Genomic DNA, 20,448 nt, shown 5'->3' with positions numbered 1-20,448 from the left:
CCTGACATCTCATTTGCTTTCGCGAGGTTTTGCCATGCAAACGCTAAGGCGCGTCTGGGAGCACCTGGAGGAAGGCTTTATTGCCTTCCTGCTGGCGGCCATGACCCTGGTGACATTCGTCTACGTCATGCTCAACAACATCTACACGCTGTTCTTTGCCCTGGCCGACAAGTGGGCCTTCAGCAGCAACTTCTTCAGCGCCCTGGGCGACGGCACCATGACCTGGGCCCAGGACATGACCTGGAGCGTGGCGCTGACCAAGGCCATGTTCGGCTGGCTGATTTTCTTCGGCATTTCCTATGGGGTGCGCACCGCCGGGCACCTGGGGGTGGACGCGCTGGTCAAGCTGACCCGGCGTCCGGTGCAGCGCGTGCTGGGCATGCTCGCCTGCCTGTGTTGCCTGGCCTATGCCGGGCTGTTCATGGTCGCCAGCTACAAGTGGGTCAGCGCGGTGATGACCGCCCATATCGGCGCTGAAGACCTCGACCAGTTCGGCATCGACGTGGGTGACATCGTGATCATCGTGCCCATCGGTTTTGCCCTGGTGTTTATCCGCTACCTGGAAATTTTCTACCGCATCTTTACCCGCCGTCAGGTCGGGTTGGGGCTGGCCGACGAGGCCGGTGAGGCCAGCAAGTTGGCCGGCAGCCATGGGGAGCGTCACTGATGGCCGTGCTCTGTCTGTTCCTGCTGTTGTTCGTGTTCATGTTCCTCGGCGTGCCGATTGCCATCGCGCTGGGTTTGTCGGGCGCGGTGTCGATCCTGATGTTCAGCCCGGACTCGGTCAGTTCCCTGGCGATCAAGCTGTTCGAAACCTCCGACGCCTATACCTTCCTGGCGATCCCGTTCTTCCTGCTCTCTGGTGCGTTCATGACCACCGGCGGCGTGGCGCAGCGGCTGATCGACTTTGCCAACGCCTGTGTCGGGCATATCCGTGGCGGCCTGGCGATTGCGGCGGTACTGGCGTGCATGCTGTTTGCGGCGCTGTCCGGCTCATCCCCGGCGACGGTGGCGGCGGTGGGGTCGATTGCGGTGGCGGGCATGGTGCGCTCCGGTTACCCGAAGGAATTCGGCGCGGGGATCATCTGCAACGCCGGCACCCTGGGCATCCTGATTCCGCCGTCGATCGTGATGGTGGTGTACTCGGCGGCGACGGAAACCTCGGTGGGCAAGCTGTTCATGGCCGGGGTGATCCCGGGCTTGCTGCTGGGCCTGATGCTGATGGTGGCGATCTACATTGTCGCGCGCATCAAGAAGCTGCCGGCCCAGCCACGGGCGACGTTTCGTGAGTGGCTGAGCTGTGCGCGCCGCGCGTTCTGGGGCCTGTTGCTGCTGGTGATCATCCTCGGCGGCATCTACAGCGGCATGTTCACCCCCACCGAAGCGGCGGCGGTGGCGGCGGTGTACTCGGCCTTTGTAGCGTTGTTCGTCTACAAGGACATGAAGCTGCGCGACTGCCCCAAGGTACTGCTGGAGTCCGGGCGCCTGGCGATCATGCTGATGTTTATCATCGCCAATGCCATGCTCTTCGCCCATGTGCTGACCACCGAGCAGATCCCCCAGGAAATCACCGCCTGGGTGCTGTCCGAGGGCCTGACGCCGATTGGCTTTTTGATCATGGTCAACGTGGTGCTGCTGATCGCCGGCAGCTTCATGGAGCCTTCGGCCATCGTGCTGATCCTGGCGCCGATCTTCTTCCCGATCGCCATGAAGCTGGGCATCGACCCGATTCACCTGGGCATCGTGATGGTGGTCAATATGGAAATCGGCCTGGTGCACCCACCGGTGGGGCTGAACCTGTTCGTGACCTCGGCGGTGACCGGGTTGACGCTGGGGCAGACCATTCGTGCGGCGTTGCCGTGGCTGATGATCCTGTTGGTGTTCCTGATCATGGTCACGTACTTGCCGTTTATCTCGCTGGCCTTGCCGCATTGGCTGGGGATGTAGCGCGGGTCAATAGGTGGGAGGGGGCCAGTCGAATCGTCGCACCGGCCCCTCCACCGTTAGTGGTCCAGCGCACTCAAAATTGCATGGGCGACCTTTACCCGTACGGCATTCGGGTAGTTCTTGTTCGCCAATATCACCACGCCCACTCCCTTGCTCGGCACGTACGCCACGTAGGCGCCAAACCCATTGGTGGAGCCGGTCTTGTTCACCAGGGTGTCGGTGTGGGGCGCCTGGGGCGGGGTCAGCCAGTTGACCGCATGCGGTTCCATTGCCATGGGTGTGGAGTTGCCGGCCATCAACCTATCGAGCGGGATGGGGTAGGGGTACATTTCCCAACCCAGGCCCTGGGTCATGCCGTCCACGCTGTAGTAGCCCGTGTGAGTCACGCTGATCGCCTGCTGCAGGGTTTTATCCAGCGTCGCCGGGTGCATGTTCGCGTCAACGTACTTCAGCAAGTCCGCAGCGCTGGTCTTGATGCCGTAGGCCTCGCTGTCCAGGGCGCCGGGGCCGACGCGTACCGGTTTGCCATCTTTGCCATAGCCCTGGGCGTACAGGCTCATCTGGCTCTGCGGCACCTTGATGAAGGTGTGCTTGAGCCCGAGCGCGGGCAACAGGGTCTTTTCCATCGCCTGATCGAACGGCTGCTTGAGGCTCTGCGCCGCCAGGTAGCCGAACAACCCCAGGCTCGGGTTGGAATACAGGCGCTGGGTGCCAGGGGCGAAGTCGGGTTGCCACTGCTGGAAGTAGCTGATCATGCGCTGGCTGTTATCCGCGTTGGCGGGGAATTGCAGGGGCAAGCCGCCGGCGGTGTAGGTGCCGAGGTTGAGCACGCTGATACGGTCGAACGTGCCGCCGCCCAGTGCCGGCAGGTAATGGCTGGCCGGGTCGGAGAGTGTGAGTTTGCCGCTGGCTACCGCGTAACCGGCCAGGGTCGCGGTGAAGGTTTTGCTTACCGAGCCCACTTCGAACAGGGTGTTTTCGCTGACCGGCTGGCGAGTGTCGGTGGCGGCGACGCCGTAGTTAAAGTATTGCGCCTTGCCGGCCCGCACCACGCCGACCACCAGGCCGTTAATCGACTGCTGCTGCATCAGCGGTTTTACATTGGCATCCACCACCGCCTGCAGGTCGGTGGCCGCCAGGCAGTTGCCGGCGGCGATAAACACCGCGAGGGCGGTGAAATTACGCACGCCAGACAGTAAATGTTGGGGCATGATAACGCTTCCATGAGAATGATCGATTGAATGAAGGGCCTGCGCGGGCGAGGCAAATGTAGGCCGTTCGCCGGTCCTGGGCAAACGATGATATCTCGCAGCAGTCATTAGAAATATTGGGGTCAATATGCTCCGCTCCCACTTACCGTTGAACGCCTTGCGCGCCTTCGAAGCGGCCGCCCGACATTTGAGTTTTACCCGCGCCGCCATCGAGTTATGCGTGACCCAGGCGGCGGTCAGCCATCAGGTCAAGAGCCTGGAGGCGCAGCTCACTGTCACCTTGTTCAAGCGCCTGCCCCGCGGGTTGATGCTCACCCGCGAGGGCGAAACCCTGCTGCCGGTGGTGCGCGAGTCGTTCGACCGTATTGCCCACACCTTGGGCCAGTTCGAGGGTGGGCATTACCGTGAGGTACTCACCGTGGGCGCGGTCGGCACCTTTGCCGTCGGCTGGCTGCTGCCACGTCTGGCGGACTTCCAGAGCCGCTACCCGTTCATCGACCTGCGCCTGTCCACCCACAACAACCGCGTCGACGTGGCTGCCGAAGGCCTGGATTACGCGATCCGTTTCGGTGCCGGTGCCTGGCACGGCACGGATGCGCTGGAGTTGCTGGAAGCGCCGCTGACGGTACTGTGTGTGCCGTCACTCGCCGCGCAGTTGCACACGCCGGCCGACCTGTTGAAACACACGCTGCTGCGCTCCTACCGTGCGGATGAGTGGAGCCTGTGGCTTCAGGCCGCCGGGCTGCCCGCCGACACCCTGGTGCCGCGCAGCATCGTGTTCGACTCGTCGCTGGCGATGATGGAGGCGGCGCTGCAAGGCAGCGGCGTGGCGCTGGCGCCGGCGATGATGTTCTCGCGGCAACTGGAGAGTGATGTGATTCGCCAGCCCTTCGACGTCGGCATCAGCACCGGCAGCTACTGGCTGACGCGCCTGCAGTCGCGGGCCGAAACCTCGGCCATGCAGGCCTTCAAGGCATGGTTGCTGGAGGAGGGTGGGCGGGTCTGAGTTTATTTTTGAAACATAATGAAACATTTGCTTGGGGCCGGCGTTCTACCGCTACACCTGCACTGAGTTATTCCATGAAAACACCGCGCCCCTCCGCTCGCATGCCACACCTCACCCAACTGCGCAATTTGAAGATGGCACGCTCCGCCCACGCGTATGTGCGCGGCAGCACCGTGCAATTCTACGAGTGGCTGCACAGCCAGATGGGCAGGCGTCTGCCTCAAGGCCCGGCGATCTGGATCTGCGGCGACTGCCATGCGGGCAACCTGGGGCCTACCGGCGACAACAAGGGCCGCATCGATATGCATATCCGCGACCTTGACCAGGCCGTGATCGGCAACCCGGCCCACGACCTGGTGCGTCTGGCGCTGTCCCTGGCCACCGCTGCGCGCGGTTCGGACCTGCCGGGCGTGACCACCGCGCGCATGCTTGAAGAAATGATGGTGGGCTATGAACAGGCGTTCAAGGACAAGCCCGACGAGGTACCGCCGCGTCCGTCCCAGGTCAAGGCGGGGATGCGCAGCGCCGTCGAGCGCACCTGGAAAAGCCTGGCCCGTGAGCGCATCGACAACGTGCGGCCGACGATCCCGCTGGGCAAGCATTTCTGGTCGCTGTCGCGGGCAGAAAAAAGTGCGCTGGAAAGCGTCTGCGCGTCGGATGACATCCATCAGTTGGTCACCTCGCTCAAGGGCCGTCCCAAGGACGCCAAGGTCCAACTGCTGGATTCGGCTTACTGGGTCAAGGGCTGCAGCTCCCTCGGCCTGTTGCGCTACGCCGTCTTGCTGGGGGTGGGCGACAAGGACGATGAGGAATACTGCCTGATCGATATCAAGGAAGCCGTCGGCGCCGCCGCACCGCGCGCGGCACGGGCGAAGATGCCCAGGGACAACGGCCGCCGAGTGGTGGAGGGCGCCCGCCAGCTGTCGCCGGGCCTGGGTGAACGCATGGTGGCGACACGGTTTCTGGACCATGGTTTTTTCATCCGCGAACTGTTGCCCCAGGACATGAAGCTGGAACTGGACGAACTGAGTGAGCTCGATGCCATGCACGCCGCCGGTTACCTGGCGCGGGTGGTCGGTATCGCCCATGCCCGGCAGATGGACCGGGCGACGTGCAAGGGCTGGATGGCGGTGCTGCAGGAAAACCGCTCCAGGCAATTGGATGCGCCGTCGTGGTTATGGACCAGCGTGGTGCAGTTGGTGGGCAGTCATGAGCAGGGCTACCTCAACCACTGCCGCCGGTATGCCTTGGAACACTGATCTGGAATGTGATGATTTTCCAATGAGGGAGGGGGCAGCCCCCTCCCACATTTGGATTGCGATCAGGCCAGGTATTTGTGGAACCAGCCGAGTGTCCTTTCCCACGCCAGATTCGCCGCTGCCTCGTCATAACGCGGCGTCGAATCATTGTGGAAGCCATGGTTGGCACCCTTGTAGATATACGCTTCATAGGTCGTGCCGGCGGCCTTCAAGGCTTTTTCATAAGCCGGCCAACCCTCGTTGATCCGCGTATCCAGCTCGCCAAAATGCAGCATGATCGGCGCCTTGATGCGTGGCACGTCCTTGGCTTCCGGCTGGCGCCCGTAGAACGACACCGCCGCGCCCAGTTCCGGATAAGCCACCGCCGCCGCATTGGTCACGCCGCCGCCATAGCAGAAGCCGGTGATGCCGACCTTGCCGGTGCTGCTGTCGTGGTGCATCAGCCATTCGATGGCGGCGAAGAAGTCGTTCATCAGCTTGGTCGGGTCGACTTTCTGTTGCAGTTCCACGCCTTTTTCATCGTTGCCGGGATAGCCGCCCATCGAGGTCAGGCCGTCCGGCGCGAGGGCGATAAACCCGGCTTTGGCCAGGCGGCGGGCGACGTCTTCGATGTAGGGGTTGAGACCTCGGTTTTCGTGGACCACCACCACGGCCGGCAACTTGCCGGCGGCCTTGGCCGGGCGCACCAGGTAGCCACGCACCGTGCCGTTGCCCTTGGGCGAGGGGTAGGTGATGTAGTCGGCGACGATGTCCGGGTCGGTGAATTTCACCTGTTCGGCCAGGGCATAGTTGGGGCTCAGGGCCGCCAGCAGGGCCGAGGCGGTGAGGCCGCCAAAGGTGAACAGCGCGGCGCGGTCGAGAAATTCGCGGCGGTTGATCTTGCCGTGGGCATAGCCGTCGTAGAGTTCCAGCAGTTCGGGGGCAAAGTCTTTCGCGGTGAGACGAGTCATCGGTTCGGTCCTCGATTAGCGGTGCCAGTCAATGTAGACCAGGATCAGCCGTCACGGCCATGGGCGGCCGCAGCCAGTTCGCGGGTGTCGACGCGCACGAACAGCGAATCGCCGATCGCCGTGAGCACCTCACCGGCGTACACCTTGCAGACCACGCGGCTTTTACGCCCCACTTCGCCCTCGACCCGAGCCCGCAGGGTGAGCGGCACGCCCATGGGCGTGGGCTTGATGAATTTGATCCCCAGGTTGCCGGTGACGCAGTCGATGCGCGGCAGGCTGCCGGGTTCGCGTTGTTCGGCACGGTAGTGGTAGGCCATGGCGGTCCAGTTGGAATGACAGTCCACCAGCATGGCGATCAGGCCGCCGTAGACCAGGTCGGGCCAGCCGCTGTATTTTGCCTCGGGGTGATGTTCGGCGATGAGATGGACACCATCGGCATCCCAGCGGCTCTTGATATGCAAGCCATGGGGGTTACTGCCGCCGCAGCCGTAGCAGATGCCTTCCGGCGCGGTGATGTCCTGTAGAGAAGGGGTGGGCATGCAGCGTCCTTATTGTTGTGAGCGGCTAATCTGTTTAGCAGGACAGGCACCTGATGGGAATACATCCTTTTTTTGCGGAGCGTGGCATGAAGCGTCGAATTCTCCCGTTGGTCCTGGTCCTGGGTGCTATCGGCTGTGCCCAGGCGGCGGAGTACACCGACGTCAATCGCACCGCCAGCCAGATCAGTTTTACCTATAAGCAGTTGGGGCAGCGGGTGTATGGCACCTTCGGCGACTTCGAAGGCACGCTGAGCTTTGACACGCAAAAGCCCGAAAGCGGACATGCCTTGCTCAAGATCCAGCTGGCGAGTATCGATGCCGGCAGCCCCGATGCCAACGACGAGTTGCAACGGGCCTCGTGGTTCGATACCGCGACCTATCCGGTGGGCGTGTATGAGTCCACCGCTGTCAAGGCCCTGGGGATAACCGCTTCAACATCAGCGGCAACCTGACGATCAAGGGCACCACGCGCCCGGTGGCGGTCAACGTGGTGCTCAAGGAGCTGGATGGCATTGGCGTGTTCGACGGTGAGTTGATCCTCAAGCGCGGCGACTTCAGGATCGGCGAAGGCGAATGGGCCGGCAACAGCGTGGTGTCCGACGACATCAACATCAAGTTCAAGATGGTCGCGCCCCAACGTTAGCGCGCGAACCGCTTGGCCCCGGCCACGCAGCCGATCACCGCGACCGTCACCAGCAGCATGCCCAGGCTGACCTGTTCATGTAGCAAGCCCGCTGCCAGCGCCAGGCCGAAGAACGGTTGCAGCAGTTGCAATTGGCCGACGGCGGCGATGCCACCCTGGGCCAGGCCGCGATACCAGAACACAAAGCCGATCAGCATGCTGAACAGCGACACATAGCCCAGGCTCAGCCAGGCCGGCAGGCTGATGCCGCTGACGCTCGACGGCGCCAGCACCAGGCTCAACGGCACCACCACCGGCAACGACACCACCAGTGCCCAGCAGATCACCTGCCAGCCGCCCAGGCTGCGCGACAGTTTGGCGCCTTCGGCATACCCCAGGCCGCACACCAGCACCGCCAGCAGCATCAGTACGTCACCCGCCGGTGCGGCGCTCAAGCCCTGGGCGAAGGCGTACCCCATCACCAGCAGGCTGCCGAGGATCGAAAACAGCCAGAACACCGGGCGTGGACGCTCGCCGCCACGCAGTACAGCAAACACGGCGGTCGCCAGCGGCAGCAGGCCGATGAAGACGATGGAGTGCGCGGAGGTCACGTATTGCAGGGCCAGCGCGGTGAGTAACGGAAAGCCGATCACCACGCCGAGGGCGACGATGGCCAGGGGCATCCATTGCTGGCGTGCGGGACGTTGCTCCTTGAACAGCCCCAGCAAGGCCAGCCCCAGCAGCGCGGCAATGGCGGCGCGGATCATGGTCAGGAACACCGGGTCGAATTCCATCACCGCCAGGCGCGTGGCCGGCAGCGAGCCGCTGAAGATCACCACGCCGATGAAACCGTTGATCCAGCCTTGGGTGCGGGTGTCGAGGTTGCTGAGGGGGCTGTACGTTCCATAAAGGGTGTCCGAAAAGGATGAGTTGCGTGGCAGGCATCCTAGGGTTGAAGATAAAGACAATCAAAAAATTGTCATGGATACATCGCTTATGCCCCGTGCCCGCTACAAGTCGTTGGTCGACAGCTTCGCCGAGGCCATTCGCTCAGGCAGCATGCCCCCCGGCACGCGACTGCCGACCCACCGCCAACTGGCCGCCGAGCATGGCCTGGCGTTGGTCACCGCGAGCCGGGTGTACGCCGAGCTGGAGGCCATGGGCCTGGTCAGTGGCGAAACAGGCCGAGGCACCTTCGTGCGAGAAATCTCGCTGCCGCCGGGGCAGGGCAGCGGGCAGATGAGTGTGGCGGCGGGCATGCTCGATCTGAATTTCAACTACCCGTCCTTGCCGGGCCAGGCCGATTTGCTGCGCACCGCATTGCGCCAGTTGGCACTGTCCGGCGACCTCGACGCGCTGCTGCGTTACCAGCCCCACGCCGGTCGCCTGCATGAGCGCGCGGCTGTCGCGCGGCACCTGTTGAGCCGAGGGCTGACGGTCGAGGCCGAACAGGTGCTGGTGGTCAGCGGCGCCCAGCACGGGTTGGCCGTGACCATGATGGCCTTGCTCAAGCCCGGTGATGTGATCGCCGTCGACGCCTTGACGTATTCGGGGTTCAAGGTGCTGGCCGAGACCCTGCACCTGGAAATTGTCGCCATTCCGGTCACCGCCGACGGCCCGGACCTGGACCACCTGCACAGCCTATGTCGCAAGCGCCCGGTGCGTGCCGTGTACAGCATGCCGACCCTGCATAACCCGTTGGGCTGGGTGCTGAGCCTGGCGCAGCGCGAGCAGTTGGTGGCGATTGCCCGTGAGCACAACCTGATGATCATCGAGGACGCGGCCTACGCGTTCCTGGCCGAGGACGCGCCGCTGCCCGTGGCCAGATTGGCGCCGGAGCGCACGGTCTACGTGGGGGGGCTGTCGAAAAGTGTCGCGACCGGCCTGCGCGTGGGGTTTATCGCTGCCCCTTCGGGTTGGGTCAAAGCACTGGAACGCACCATCATGGCCACCACTTGGAACGTGCCGGGGGTGATGAGTGCGATTGCGGTGGCCTGGATCGAGGATGGCACGGTGGCGCAACTTGAAGCACAAAAGCGCCAGGATGCGCGGGCGCGGCAAGCCTTGGCGGCGCAGGTGCTCAAGGGGCTGGCCTACAGCAGCCACCCGTCATCGTATTTCTTGTGGCTGCCCCTGGCGGAAGAGGCCCGCGCCGATCAAGTCGCCATGACCTTGCAGCGTGACGGCATTTCCGTCTCCACCGCCGAGCCCTTCGCCGTCTCGGCCCACGTGCCCCATGCGTTGCGCCTGGCCTTGGGCTCGGTGGACATGCCGGCGCTGCGCGAGGCGTTGCTGAAGGTGCGCAAGGTGGTGCAGTGGTGAGCCCGATGGCCCACCGCTAGCCATCAGAATTTGAACGCCTGGCGACCGATCAGCAGCCAGTGGCCTTTCTGTTTTTGCCAGATCTGGAAGTTCTCGATTTCGGTGGGCACTTCCTTGCCGCTGTTCACCGCCAGGGCGGAGAAGTGGTTGCGTACCAGGGCGGTATCGCCACTCAGGGTGATGGTCTGTTTCTGCATTTCCAGGGTCTTGAAGCCGCTGCGCCCGGTCTCGATGTCGGCGATGAATTCCTGCTTGTTCTGGATCTTGCCGCTGGAGTGGCCGTAGGTGAGGTTCTCGGCGGTCAGGCTCTGGAGCTGCTTGAGGTCTTTATGCAGCATGGCCTGGGTGAGGTGGTCGACCGCTTGGGCGACGTCTTTGTCGGCGGCAGGGGCGGCGGACACATAGCCGCTGAACAGGCACAGAAATCCGATCAGCACTTTGACGTTTTGCATGGGTGTTTCCTTATTGTTGTTGGGGGCGGATATGACTCGTTAAGTCATCGTACAACCATGCAATATTTTCCCCAGGGAAGGAAAGAAAAATTTGAAATATCTCGAAAGTATTGGCGTTTCAAGGGGTGTGGACATATGGGTTTCTTATACGATGTCCCAACACCTCGTTTGGCTTAAACCTCGCTTCCGGTGCAAGTAGCACATCGCTATGCTACTGCCCGCCCCCCAGATCTCCGGAGAGACAAAATGGATGTTGACTGGCACAGCGAACCCATCACCCGCGCCACTCCCGTGACCCCACACTATAAAAACACCCAGAACGTGCGCCGCTTCATGCTTGAACACTGTGGGCCGGGGTTCAAGTTCGACCGGCCTTTCATGGCCTGGATTCGCAACGCAACGCCCAAGACCATGGGCGACGTGGTGGATGAATGGCAACGACGCAACGAGGAAGCACGCCCATGACGCCCGATGAAAAATACCAAGCCGTGCAAAAACGCCTCGGCTATCAATTGGATGAATTCAAAGTCGGCGGCAACTACACACCGCTGGTGCGCGACGGCAACTACCTGTACATCAGTGGGCAGATCCCTCGCGTAGGCGACACGATCATGCTGCCGGGTAAAGTCGGTGACACCCTGACCCTGGCCCAGGCACAAATCGCCGCCGGCATCAGTGCATTGCGCTGCCTGGGCCTGCTCAAGCAGGCACTCGGTTCGCTGGACCGGGTCAAGGCCATCCCGCGTATCACCGTGTATGTACGCAGCGCCGAGGACTTCGATCAGCAGAGTGAAGTGGCCAACGGCGCCTCGGACCTGTTGCACGAGATCCTCGGCGGTGCCGGGGTGCATTCGCGCACGTCGGTGGGGGTGATGCAACTGCCGAAGTCGGCGGCGGTGGAAATCGACATGGTCGCGGTTGCGCACGACTGATGGTCAGCCAAGGCCTGGTAGTCCTGCTCAACTACGGGCTGCACCTGGTGCGCATGCGTCATGGCGTGTTGGCTGCGACGGCCTGCCATGGCACGGCAATCCTGCTGATTGCCGTGCCCTATATGGCCTGACTTGAAATGCGGTTAGAACTGTGGGAGGGGGCTTGTTCCCGATTTCAGTTGGTCAGCCACAGCTGCATCAACTGACACGCCCTCATCGGGAGCAAGCCCCCTCCCACAGTGAATCAGTTAGTGTGTCGCCAGCGGCGGCGTGCGCGGCGGGATCAGGCGTTTGCTGCCGGTGGCTTCATACGCCGCCGCAAAGCGCAGCAATGCCGAATCATCGTAGGCGCGCCCGGCAAAGGTCAGCCCGACCGGCATGCCGATGTCCGCCATCACGCCCATGGGCACGGTAACGGTAGGCACGCCCAGGTGGCGGATGGCGAGGTTGCCGTTGGCCACCCATACACCATTGCTCCAGGCGATATCGGCACTGGCTTCGTTCACGTCGGCATCCGCCGGGCCCACATCGGCCACGGTCGGGAACAGCACCGCGTCGAGGCCGAGCTTATCCATCCAGTCTTCCAGGTCGATCCGTCGGGTTTGCTCAAGGCCGCGCAGGCCATCGGGCACGGTGCTGATCTCGTTCCACGGGGTGATGCCGCGCTCGGCCATGCGCACGTACTCGTCCATGCCGGCGGCCAGGTCGTCCTCACGGTTGGGCAAGGTGCCGGGGTCGTGGGGGAAGATCTTCGGCCCGTCCACATCGGCCAGGCGGTTCAGGGCCGGGTCGTTGTTGGCGCGCAGGAAATCATCGAAGGCCCAGGCCGACAGCTCCCACAGTTCATCGTGCAGGAATTCCCGGGACACCAGGCCACGGGTAAACACGGTCGGAGCGCCGGGGCGGTCGCCTTCGCAGTTGGACACCAGTGGGAAATCCACCTCGATGACTTCGGCACCGGCGGCTTCAAGGGCCTGGCGTGCGGCTTGCCAGAGGTCGATCACGCTGGCACGGGTGTTGATTTTCTGCCCGGTCGGGCCGCCGATGCCGGGTTTTTCGCTGGTGCCGGCCTCGGGGTCGGCGTTGATGTACATGCGCGGCACGCCGAAGCGCTTGCCGGCCAGGGATTCGGCCGTCGCCGCCAATTCAGGGTAAGACGCCGGGCGTACCGAAGCGACGCTGGGGATCGGCACCCACGGCTGCAGGCGCCACAGGTCGCCACGGGTGTGCGGGTCTTCAGCCACTACCACGTCGAGCACTTCCAGCAGGTCGGCCATGGTGCGGGCGTAGGGCACCACCACGTCCATGGTCGGGGTCAACGGCCAGTTGCCGCGCACCGAAATCACCCCGCGGGACGGGGTATAGGCGCACAGGCCATTGTTGGACGCCGGGCCACGGCCGCTGGACCAGGTTTCCTCCGCCAGGCCGAAGGCGGCAAAGCTGGCGGCGGTGGCGGTGCCGGCCCCGTTGGATGAACCAGAGGCGAACGGCGCGGTGAGGTAGTCGGCGTTATACGGGCTTTCCGCGCGGCCATACACGCCGCGCTGCATGCCGCCATTGGCCATCGGCGGCATGTTGGTCTTGCCCAGGCAGATGGCGCCACCGGCACGCAGGCGCTCGATGGTGAAGGCATCGCGCTGGGCGACCAGCTTGGCGAACGCCGGGCTGCCGGAGGCGGCGGTCAGCCCCTTGACCAGGTAGCTGTCCTTGGCGGTGTAGGGAATACCATCCAGTGGCCCCAGGGATTCGCCCCTGGCCCGGCGTGCATCGGAGGCCTCGGCTTCCTTCAGGGCGTCGGGGTTGCGCACGACGACGGCGTTGAGTGCGGTAGCTGTCTGCGGACCGTCGTAGGCATCGATCCGTGCGAGGTAAGCCTGCACCAGTTCAACGGCCGTGGTCTGGCCGGATTCGAGCGCCGCGCGCAATTGGGCAATGGAGACTTCGGTAACTTGCATGACGTTTTCTTCGCCGCCTTAAGTTGAGGTATGGCGGCAGTCTACGTACAGATATTTCACAAAACCAGTGCGGCATTTTCCCCATGGGCGGCACGCATCACCTGCCAAGTGGCGTCGTCTGCGGGAATCAGATGCTCGATACGCAGGGAGGCGAGGGTGATGTCCTGGGGCATGCCGAAGGTGGTGAAGGTGGACAGAAAGCTCAGCTCGCCCCGGCTGGTGTGCACGCGGGTCAACACCAGCGGCGGCATTTCAGGCGGCGGCGTGGTATGGGCGGGGGCGGGCAGGCTCGCCAGTAGAGCGGCCAGCACAGGGTTGCCCAGCGCCTCGCGGCTTGCCCGTTGCCAGGCCAGGGATGCACGGGCGCGGGGGCGGTCGCTGGCGTCGGTGCTGCCGTATTTCTTGCTGACGGCGGTGTTCGTGTCGGTGGGGCCGTTGCTTTATATCGTCGTAAATGGGGTTGTGCGACGCGCGGAACGTCAGGGCTGACGGGTCTACTTGTGGCGAGGGAGGCCCCACCCCGTCTTCGACGCCGCGCTGTCGCGCAGCAAACTGGGACCTCTGTGGTGAGCGGGCTTGTCGAATCGTCGCACCGCCCGCGTTGGGGTGCGAAGCGCCCCTGATGAAGACAAATGTGGTGTATCAGACACTCCTCTGCACCTGGTTTTGGGGCTGCTGCGCAGCCCAACGCGGGACAAGCCCGCTCACCACAAGAATGCGCTCGCCTGAAATTATTTATGCAGGACTCAAGACTTCAGTGTGAAACTTTAACCCTTTAAAATCAGTGAGTTATTTTAAGTTTGATAAGAGCTTGCTCCCGTTGGACTGCGCAGCAGTCCCGTTTTTTTCAAACAAAGAGCTGGGGCCGCTTCGCGGCCCAGCGGGAGCAAGCTCCCTCGCCACAATGAAGTTTATGGGTTGAGGAATGCCTGGTAGTTGTCCTTGGTGATCTGCTGGTAAGGAATGGTCAGCTCGGCGTCATACGGCTGTTTCTTGACCATCTTCACCGCCAGGTCAATGGAGCCCACGGCCTGCCCCTTATTGTCCTGATACGCCGTCACCAGCAACTGGCCTTTCTTCACCGCATCCAGCCCGGCCGCGCCGCCATCGCTGCCGGCCACCAGAATATCCTTGCCGGGCTGCATGCCGGCCTGGCTGATCGCCATGGCCGCGCCAATCGCCATTTCGTCGGCATTCGCCGCCACGGCGTCGATTTTGCGCCCGGACACGATCCAGTTGTTCATCAGGTCAATCGCCTTGCTGCGCTGCCATTCGGCACTCTGCTCCTCGACGATCTTGATACCCGGATAGTCCTTGAGCACGTTCTTGACCCCCTGCGTGCGGTTGTGGGTGGCGTTGTTGGAGAGCAGCCCGAGCATGATCGCGAGGTTGCCCTTGCCACCCATTTTCTCGGCCAGGTAGCGCATCTGGATTTCACCGGCCTTGATCTCATCCGAGCCGACATAGCCAACCCCCGGCGGTACTTCCTTGAACTCGGGGCGGCGGTTGACGTACACCAGCGGGATCCTGACCTGTTGGGCATTGACCGTCATTTTCTGGGTGGCGGCGGTGTCTACGGCGTTGACGATGATCGCGTCCATGCCCTGGGCGGTGAAGTTCTGCACCTGGTTAAGCTGGCGCACCACGTCGCCCTGGGCGTCTTCGAATTGCAGGGTCACGCCGGGCAGTTCCTTGGCGTGGGCGGCCATGTAGTCACGCATTTGCGCGAGAAACACGTCGTCGACCTGGGCGATGCTCACGCCGATCCGTATATCGGCCAGCGCCCAGGGGGTGATGGCGAGGGTCAAGAGTGCCGCAAGGAATTGCTTCTTCATGGTTGTGCTCCGTTGTTTTTGTTGTTGTTAAAGCATCACGCCTGGCGCTTGGCCCGCAGTTGCGCCACGGCCGCGGCGAAGTCCTCATACGCCCAGCGTTCGTCGAGGGCTTGCAGCATGAGTTGTTGCCCGGTTTGCGGGGCCAGGCCCTGCAAGGGTGGGTCGGTGTCGAGGTTGGTGGGGAATGCATAGCCGTCGGCGGTGCAGGCCACCACCGCTGCAATCGCCTGGGCGTCCAGGGCCGTGTTGGCCATCAGGGCCGGGTACACCGCCAGCATCATGCGGTCGCGGTCGAGGGCTTCCATGGGCTTGCCGAAGGCCGAGGAGATTTGCAGCAGGTTGGCCATGCGCTGGTGGCCGGCCGTGCGGTTGGTGCCGGCGGCGTGGAACAGCGCCGGGTTGAAAAACAGCAGGTCGCCCTTGTCCAGCGCCAGTTGCACGGCGTGCTGCTGGAAGTGCTCGATAAATTCGGGGCGCCGCCACGCCAGGTAACCCAGGGCGTATTGTTGGGAAAACGGCAGCAACTGGGTGGGGCCGCTTTCCAGCGGCATCGCCGAGTGGGCCACGGCGCCCTGCAACGTCAGGTACTGGGACAGCACATGCAAGGGCAGCGGAAAGCGCTCCACCACCTCGGTGGTCTGGAAGCCCAGGTGATAGTCGCGGTGTGGCTGTTGCGCCTGGCCGCCGGGGTGCACCACGTTCACTTGCGCCGTCACCTGATAGCTCGGGCCCAGCCACGCCTCGGCGATCAGCCCCAGCAGCGGGTTGGCGTAATACTCCACAAAGGATTGCGGCGACTGCAGCGCGGCCTTCTGCAATGAATTCCAGATACGCCCGTTACTGCCGGCCTTGGCAAAATGGTCGGCGGCCACGCCTTGGGCGGCCTCCTGGGCGAAGATCGCCTCGAACACCTGGCTGTGGCGATCCACCACTTCCAGGTCCTCATAGGCGCGGCGCACCACCATCACGCCCGGTCCATCGCGAAACAACCGGTGCAGTTCATTCATCACCGTGTGGCGGTCGCTGTTGCGCAAGGTGCTGGCCTGATAGACCGGCACGTTGCTAAGCACTTCAGCGGCCAGGGGATAGTCCTCGGCACGCGCCTGTTGCGCGCAAATCTGCTTGAAATCCTCAATGCGTACATCCTGCAGTGTCACGAATGCCGACATTACTCACCTCCCAGGCTCAGGGCCTTGAAGGGCTGCGGGCTGCCGCTGTCGGTGCAGCCGACCACGCCTTGTTCCAGGTCGATCACCGCGCCGGTCATCATCCCCGACTCGCGCGACAGCAGGAACGCCACGCTTTGCGCCACCTCTTCGGGCTTGAGCAGGCGACCGAACGGCTGCGCGCGTTCAGCCTCAGCCAGCCAACCGTCCTGGGCGCCGTGGTACTGGCGCTGGATCTGATCCTCATGGGGCGTGTCCATCCAGCCGATGTTCAGGCCGTTGACGCGGATCCGGTTGCGCAGCGCACTGAACGCCACGTTCCTGGTCAGGATCGCCAGCGCCCCCTTGGACGCCGCATAGGCACTGAGGAACGATTGCCCGCCATGCCCGGTGATGCTCTGGATGTTCACCACGGCGCCTTCCACGCCCTGGCTGATCATCAATTTCAACGCGTCCTGCATCAGGAAAAACGGCGCCCGCACATTCACCGCCATCAGCCGATCGAACAGCTCCGGCGAGGTGTCGACAATGGTGCCGCGGTCCGACATCCCGGCGCAGTTCACCAGGCCATGCAAGGTGCCGAAGTGGGTGCGCGCGGCGTCGATGATCGCGCGGCAATCCTCGACCTGTTCAAGGTCGGCCTCGACAAAAAACGCCTGGCAATCCAGCTGCGCCAACTGTCGCACCTGTTCTTCGCCCTGGGCGCGGCGCCGCCCGCAAATGATCAGCCCGGCGGCGCCGCGTCGCGCCAGGGTGTGGGCCACGGCGGCGCCCAGGCCCTGGGTGCTGCCGGTGACGACAAAATATTGGCCGTTGAAGGTACTGGCGAGGTCGGCTTGAGGCATAGGGTTCTCCTGGATTGTTGTTGTTTTGATTGCCCGGCTCGACGCCGGACAAAACTGAGACTAGCATTGGAAAACCTCAGCAATACCTAAAAAAGACCTCATAAACACCTCAGGCGAAACCCATGCTCGAACGCGCCAAACACTTCTCCATCAAGCAGCTCGCGACCCAGGCGGGCGTGAGCAAGGCCACGGTCGACCGCGTGCTGCACCAGCGCGGCAGCGTGCACGCCCAGACTCGCCGACGTATCGAGCAGGCGCTGGATGAACTGGAGTCCCAGGAGAAAAACGGCCTGGCGGTAGGGCGCACCTTCCATGTCGACGTGATCATGCACACCCCTCAGCGTTTCAGCGCCGCGGTGCAGGCGGCGATCACCGCGCAACTGGCCAGCCTGGCGCCGTTTCGCATCGCCCCGCGTTTTCACCTGTTCGAAGAAATCGAGCCCCAGGCCATGCACGATCAGTTGCTGCGCTGCCTCGACACCGGCAGCCAGGGCGTGGTGCTCAAGGCCGCCGACGAACCGGCGGTGAACCAGGCCGTCAAGCACCTGATCGCAGCGGGCATCCCGGTGGTGACCCTGGTGACGGACCTGCCGCAAAGCGAACGCATCGGCTACGTCGGCATGGACAACCGCACCGCCGGCCAGACCGCCGCCTACCTGATGTCGCGCTGGCTGCCGGCGCAGCCCCAGGACGTGGCGGTGGTGATCGGCAGCGAGTTGTTCCGGGGCGAGGAGGAGCGCGAGATGGGCTTTCGCGCCTGGCTGCGCGGGCGAGCCCCGCACCTGCGGGTGCTGGACGTCAGCGGCGGCTATGGCGTGTACCCGCGCACCTTCGAGCGGGTCACCCAGGCGCTGCAACAGCATCCCGGCCTCAAGGCGGTGTACAGCGTCGGTGGCGGCAACCGTGCGATTGTCGACGCCTTCGCCGCCCTGGGTCGCCCGCTGGAAGTGTTTATCGGCCACGACCTCGACGAAGAAAACCGCCAACTGCTGCTGGACGAAAAAATCGCCGCGATCATCGACCACAACCTGCAGATCGATGCCCGCCACGTGTTCCTGCACATCCTGCACTACCACCGGTTGTGGAAGGCCGGGCCGATTGCGCCGTCACAGGTGCAGATCGTCACCCCGTTCAACCTGCCGGACTGAGTACTCCCTCCAACAACAACACCAGGAGTTCAACCATGCTACGTATCGCTGTTCTAGGTGCCGGGCGCATCGCCAGGATCCACGCCGCCAACGTCGCCGCCCACCCGAATGCCACGCTGGTGCTGGTGGCCGACCCCTGGCGCGAAGGCGTCGATGCGCTCAGCCGCCAACTGGGCTGCGAGGCGGCCTACGATTGTGCCGCCGCCCTCACGCGCAAAGACATCGACGCCGTGGTCATCGGCACCCCCACCGACACCCATATCGACCTGCTGTTGGCCGCCGTCGCCGAGGGCAAGGCGGTACTCTGCGAGAAGCCCATCGACCTCGACATCGCCAAGGCCCGCAGCGCCGCCCAGGCCGTGGAACGCCAGGGCGGCAAGGTGATGCTTGGCTTCAATCGCCGCTTCGACCCCGACATGCTGCGCCTGCGCCAGGCCCTGGATGCCGGCCAGATCGGCGCGGTGCGCCAGGTGATCATCACCAGCCGCGACCCAGGCCTGGCGCCGCGGGATTACCTGGAACACTCCGGCGGCATCCTGCGCGACATGACCATCCACGACTTCGACACCGCCCGCCACCTGCTCGGCGAGGAACCGGTGGAAGTCAGCGCCATTGCCAGCCGCCTGGTGGACCCGAGCCTGGAACAGATCGACGACTACGACAGCGTGATGGTCCTGCTGCGTACCGCCTCCGGCAAGCAATGCCATATCAACTGCTGCCGCCAGGCGGTGTACGGTTACGACCAGCGCGTGGAAGTCTCCGGCGCCCTTGGCGTGCTGCTCACCGACAACCATCGCCCCAGCACCCTGCGCCACTGGAGCGCCGACCACACCGAAGCGCTGGAACCGTTGCAGCATTTCTTCCTGGAGCGTTACGCCGATGCCTATCGCAATGAGCTGACCCGGTTTATCGATGCGCTGAACAGCGGCCAGGCACTGCCCACCAGTGTGCGCGACGGGTTGTATGCGCTGCATCTGGCCGATTGTGCGTTGGAGTCGGTGAGGACGGGGAGGTGTGTGGCGGTCAGTTACGACCTGTAGGCCCCGGTCCGATCCACCAACCGAATGCTGTCCCGTCCGCCACGCTTGGATTCATACAGCGTGGTATCGCCCTGTTCGATCAGCGCCGCCAGGCTGGCCGGCGGCTGGTCGAACAGGGTGGCGCCGATGCTCAGGGTCACCGGCGCGGGCGTGGCGAAGGTTTGTGCGGCCAGTTGCTGGAACTGCTCGCGCAGGCTGCTGCCCAGTTCGACGATCTGCTCGGTTGAGGCCGGGTTGAGCAGGATCACAAACTCATCACCGCCCAAACGTGCGGCCAGCGCGCCTCGGGGCACGACGGCGCGAATCATCTCGCTCAAGGCGATCAGCACACGGTCGCCGGCGGTATGGCCGTGGAGGTCGTTGACCGACTTGAAGTTGTCGATATCGATCAGCAGCAGGGCGCCCGGTTGTTGCGCCGACACCTGGGCCAGCAGGCGCGGCGCGCGCAGGTCGAGGGCGCGGCGGTTGTAGAGGGCGGTGAGCGGGTCGCGGGCGGCGAGGCGGGCGATCTGCTGTTCGCGGCGGTAGCGTTCCGAGCCGGTCATCGACAGCGCAATCAGCATGATCGCCATGGCACCTTCCACCAGGGACACCTGGATGATCTCGCCCTTGAACGCCGCAAGGTCGATCAAGGTGCCGGGGATCACCACCGACAGCGCCTTGGCCACGTAGAACATGCCGTGGACCAGCAGCACATAACGCAGTTGCACCGCGCCGATGCTCAATGATCGGCCGTGGGGCCGCAGCAGGAAACTGGCGCGCAGGGTCGGCAGTGCGACCAGCAGCGACTGCACGCCCAACATGGCTTTGGACCACGGCAGATCGGTCGGGAGCATCAGCATGCCCAGCCACACGGCCAGCAGCAGCCACCACCGCGGCGACAGGCGTACCTGGGTAAAGCGCGCGACCCCGAGCAAGAACAGGCAGTGCGCGGCCACCAGCAAGCCGTTGGCAAACCAGATGCCGATGAGCAGGTAGCCATTGATGCGCAGCAGGGCCAGGGTGGAGCCGACGGTGATGGTGGCGAAACCGGCGCTCCAGAGCAGCAGCGACGGTTCGCGTACGCTGCGCCATTCTATGGCCAGGTACAGGGCAGCGGCGGCGGCCAGGGCAACGGTGAGTGCCAGAATCGTAGGAGGGTCGAGCGTCATTTCGTGCCGGGTCTGCCTGGGTGTGCGTTGAAGCCGGGGATTGTAAGCGCACACGCAGGTTTTTCAGA

General features: G+C 63.8%; 19 protein-coding genes and 4 pseudogenes. 12 read left to right on the top strand and 11 right to left on the bottom strand.

All coding sequences use genetic code 11. The features are described from left to right. The first annotated feature begins 34 nt into the window (after window positions 1-34). Together NIBR502773_RS01375 and dctM are read left to right on the top strand one after the other, a co-directional pair. Window positions 35-667: a TRAP transporter small permease gene (locus NIBR502773_RS01375; RefSeq protein ID WP_141155144.1), complete on the top strand. Its 633-nt coding sequence runs from the start codon at window positions 35-37 to the stop codon at window positions 665-667. Then, a complete protein-coding gene (gene dctM / locus NIBR502773_RS01370; RefSeq protein ID WP_027608528.1) occupies window positions 667-1,947 on the top strand; it encodes a C4-dicarboxylate TRAP transporter large permease protein DctM in 1,281 nt (426 codons plus the stop codon). The genes NIBR502773_RS01375 and dctM overlap by 1 nt, the downstream gene beginning before the upstream one ends. Window positions 1,948-2,003: 56 nt before the next feature. Here dctM and ampC read toward each other — a convergent pair whose 3' ends face one another. Continuing rightward, window positions 2,004-3,158: a class C beta-lactamase gene (ampC, locus tag NIBR502773_RS01365; RefSeq protein ID WP_141155143.1), complete on the bottom strand. Its 1,155-nt coding sequence runs from the start codon at window positions 3,156-3,158 to the stop codon at window positions 2,004-2,006. 127 nt (window positions 3,159-3,285) lie between these two features. Here ampC and NIBR502773_RS01360 point away from each other — a divergent pair, with 127 nt between their 5' ends. Both NIBR502773_RS01360 and NIBR502773_RS01355 read left to right on the top strand, forming a co-directional pair. After that, window positions 3,286-4,164, top strand: a complete 879-nt coding sequence (locus NIBR502773_RS01360; protein WP_141155142.1) for a LysR family transcriptional regulator — start codon at window positions 3,286-3,288, stop codon at window positions 4,162-4,164. A gap of 74 nt (window positions 4,165-4,238) precedes the next feature. Further along, on the top strand, window positions 4,239-5,423 hold the full coding sequence (locus tag NIBR502773_RS01355) for a DUF2252 family protein (RefSeq protein ID WP_141155141.1): 1,185 nt from the start codon (window positions 4,239-4,241) through the stop codon (window positions 5,421-5,423). A gap of 62 nt (window positions 5,424-5,485) precedes the next feature. On the opposite strand, the gene yghX is transcribed toward NIBR502773_RS01355, so the two are convergent. Together yghX and NIBR502773_RS01345 are read right to left on the bottom strand one after the other, a co-directional pair. Beyond that, complete coding sequence (gene yghX / locus NIBR502773_RS01350) at window positions 5,486-6,373, bottom strand: YghX family hydrolase (protein ID WP_141155140.1); 888 nt, start codon at window positions 6,371-6,373, stop codon at window positions 5,486-5,488. A gap of 44 nt (window positions 6,374-6,417) precedes the next feature. Then, window positions 6,418-6,912 (bottom strand): PaaI family thioesterase, encoded by a 495-nt coding sequence (locus tag NIBR502773_RS01345; protein WP_141155139.1) that lies wholly within the window; start codon window positions 6,910-6,912, stop codon window positions 6,418-6,420. Window positions 6,913-6,998: 86 nt separating this feature from the next. Here NIBR502773_RS01345 and NIBR502773_RS01340 point away from each other — a divergent pair. Beyond that, window positions 6,999-7,555, top strand: a pseudogene (locus tag NIBR502773_RS01340) (YceI family protein). On the opposite strand, the gene NIBR502773_RS01335 reads toward NIBR502773_RS01340, so the two are convergent. Next, on the bottom strand, window positions 7,552-8,475 hold the full coding sequence (locus NIBR502773_RS01335) for a DMT family transporter (RefSeq protein WP_373682407.1): 924 nt from the start codon (window positions 8,473-8,475) through the stop codon (window positions 7,552-7,554). The pseudogene NIBR502773_RS01340 and the gene NIBR502773_RS01335 overlap by 4 nt on opposite strands. 55 nt (window positions 8,476-8,530) lie before the next feature. Here NIBR502773_RS01335 and NIBR502773_RS01330 point away from each other — a divergent pair, with 55 nt between their 5' ends. Then, on the top strand, window positions 8,531-9,856 hold the full coding sequence (locus NIBR502773_RS01330) for a PLP-dependent aminotransferase family protein (protein WP_141155138.1): 1,326 nt from the start codon (window positions 8,531-8,533) through the stop codon (window positions 9,854-9,856). Between the two features lie 23 nt (window positions 9,857-9,879). On the opposite strand, the gene NIBR502773_RS01325 is transcribed toward NIBR502773_RS01330, so the two are convergent. Beyond that, window positions 9,880-10,308, bottom strand: coding sequence for a nuclear transport factor 2 family protein (locus NIBR502773_RS01325; protein ID WP_141155137.1), 429 nt, complete (start codon window positions 10,306-10,308; stop codon window positions 9,880-9,882). 246 nt (window positions 10,309-10,554) lie between these two features. Here NIBR502773_RS01325 and NIBR502773_RS01320 point away from each other — a divergent pair, with 246 nt between their 5' ends. The 3 genes and pseudogenes from NIBR502773_RS01320 to NIBR502773_RS01310 form a co-directional block, all read left to right on the top strand. Continuing rightward, window positions 10,555-10,773, top strand: coding sequence for a DUF6434 domain-containing protein (locus NIBR502773_RS01320; protein ID WP_098479339.1), 219 nt, complete (start codon window positions 10,555-10,557; stop codon window positions 10,771-10,773). Beyond that, the gene (locus NIBR502773_RS01315; protein WP_141155136.1) at window positions 10,770-11,240 is read left to right on the top strand and encodes a RidA family protein; all 471 of its coding nucleotides are present in this window, start codon (window positions 10,770-10,772) and stop codon (window positions 11,238-11,240) included. The genes NIBR502773_RS01320 and NIBR502773_RS01315 overlap by 4 nt, the downstream gene beginning before the upstream one ends. Before the next feature lie 44 nt (window positions 11,241-11,284). Beyond that, window positions 11,285-11,371 (top strand): annotated as a pseudogene (locus NIBR502773_RS01310) (CPBP family intramembrane glutamate endopeptidase); the annotation flags it as partial. A gap of 117 nt (window positions 11,372-11,488) precedes the next feature. On the opposite strand, the gene NIBR502773_RS01305 reads toward NIBR502773_RS01310, so the two are convergent. Further along, window positions 11,489-13,195, bottom strand: coding sequence for an amidase (locus tag NIBR502773_RS01305; protein ID WP_141155135.1), 1,707 nt, complete (start codon window positions 13,193-13,195; stop codon window positions 11,489-11,491). 56 nt (window positions 13,196-13,251) lie between these two features. After that, window positions 13,252-13,551, bottom strand: a pseudogene (locus NIBR502773_RS01300) (transcriptional regulator); the annotation flags it as partial. On the opposite strand from NIBR502773_RS01300, the pseudogene NIBR502773_RS30785 reads away from it, so the two are divergent. Then, window positions 13,547-13,684, top strand: a pseudogene (locus tag NIBR502773_RS30785) (DUF2834 domain-containing protein); the annotation flags it as partial. The pseudogenes NIBR502773_RS01300 and NIBR502773_RS30785 sit on opposite strands and share 5 nt — an antisense overlap. A gap of 422 nt (window positions 13,685-14,106) precedes the next feature. On the opposite strand, the gene NIBR502773_RS01290 reads toward NIBR502773_RS30785, so the two are convergent. Genes NIBR502773_RS01290 through NIBR502773_RS01280 form a run of 3 tightly spaced genes read right to left on the bottom strand, consistent with a single transcriptional unit; the run spans window position 14,107 to window position 17,041 of the window. Continuing rightward, a complete protein-coding gene (locus NIBR502773_RS01290) occupies window positions 14,107-15,030 on the bottom strand; it encodes a sugar ABC transporter substrate-binding protein (protein ID WP_141155134.1) in 924 nt (307 codons plus the stop codon). A gap of 35 nt (window positions 15,031-15,065) precedes the next feature. Next, a complete protein-coding gene (locus tag NIBR502773_RS01285) occupies window positions 15,066-16,199 on the bottom strand; it encodes a phytanoyl-CoA dioxygenase family protein (RefSeq protein WP_141155133.1) in 1,134 nt (377 codons plus the stop codon). Further along, window positions 16,199-17,041, bottom strand: coding sequence for an SDR family oxidoreductase (locus tag NIBR502773_RS01280; RefSeq protein WP_065942070.1), 843 nt, complete (start codon window positions 17,039-17,041; stop codon window positions 16,199-16,201). Before NIBR502773_RS01280 ends, NIBR502773_RS01285 begins: the two co-directional genes overlap by 1 nt. Before the next feature lie 122 nt (window positions 17,042-17,163). On the opposite strand from NIBR502773_RS01280, the gene NIBR502773_RS01275 reads away from it, so the two are divergent. Next, on the top strand, window positions 17,164-18,189 hold the full coding sequence (locus tag NIBR502773_RS01275) for a LacI family DNA-binding transcriptional regulator (RefSeq protein WP_141155132.1): 1,026 nt from the start codon (window positions 17,164-17,166) through the stop codon (window positions 18,187-18,189). 35 nt (window positions 18,190-18,224) lie between these two features. Continuing rightward, window positions 18,225-19,229: an inositol 2-dehydrogenase gene (iolG, locus tag NIBR502773_RS01270; RefSeq protein WP_108572923.1), complete on the top strand. Its 1,005-nt coding sequence runs from the start codon at window positions 18,225-18,227 to the stop codon at window positions 19,227-19,229. Here iolG and NIBR502773_RS01265 read toward each other — a convergent pair. Then, window positions 19,217-20,380, bottom strand: a complete 1,164-nt coding sequence (locus NIBR502773_RS01265; protein ID WP_141155131.1) for a GGDEF domain-containing protein — start codon at window positions 20,378-20,380, stop codon at window positions 19,217-19,219. The genes iolG and NIBR502773_RS01265 overlap by 13 nt on opposite strands. Window positions 20,381-20,448: the final 68 nt, after the last annotated feature.

The organism is Pseudomonas sp. NIBRBAC000502773 (assembly GCF_006517195.1).
In the GTDB taxonomy this organism is placed as follows: domain Bacteria; phylum Pseudomonadota; class Gammaproteobacteria; order Pseudomonadales; family Pseudomonadaceae; genus Aquipseudomonas; species Aquipseudomonas marginalis.
Note: the sequence above shows the minus strand (reverse complement) of the source record. Positions and strands in the feature narration are given on the sequence as shown.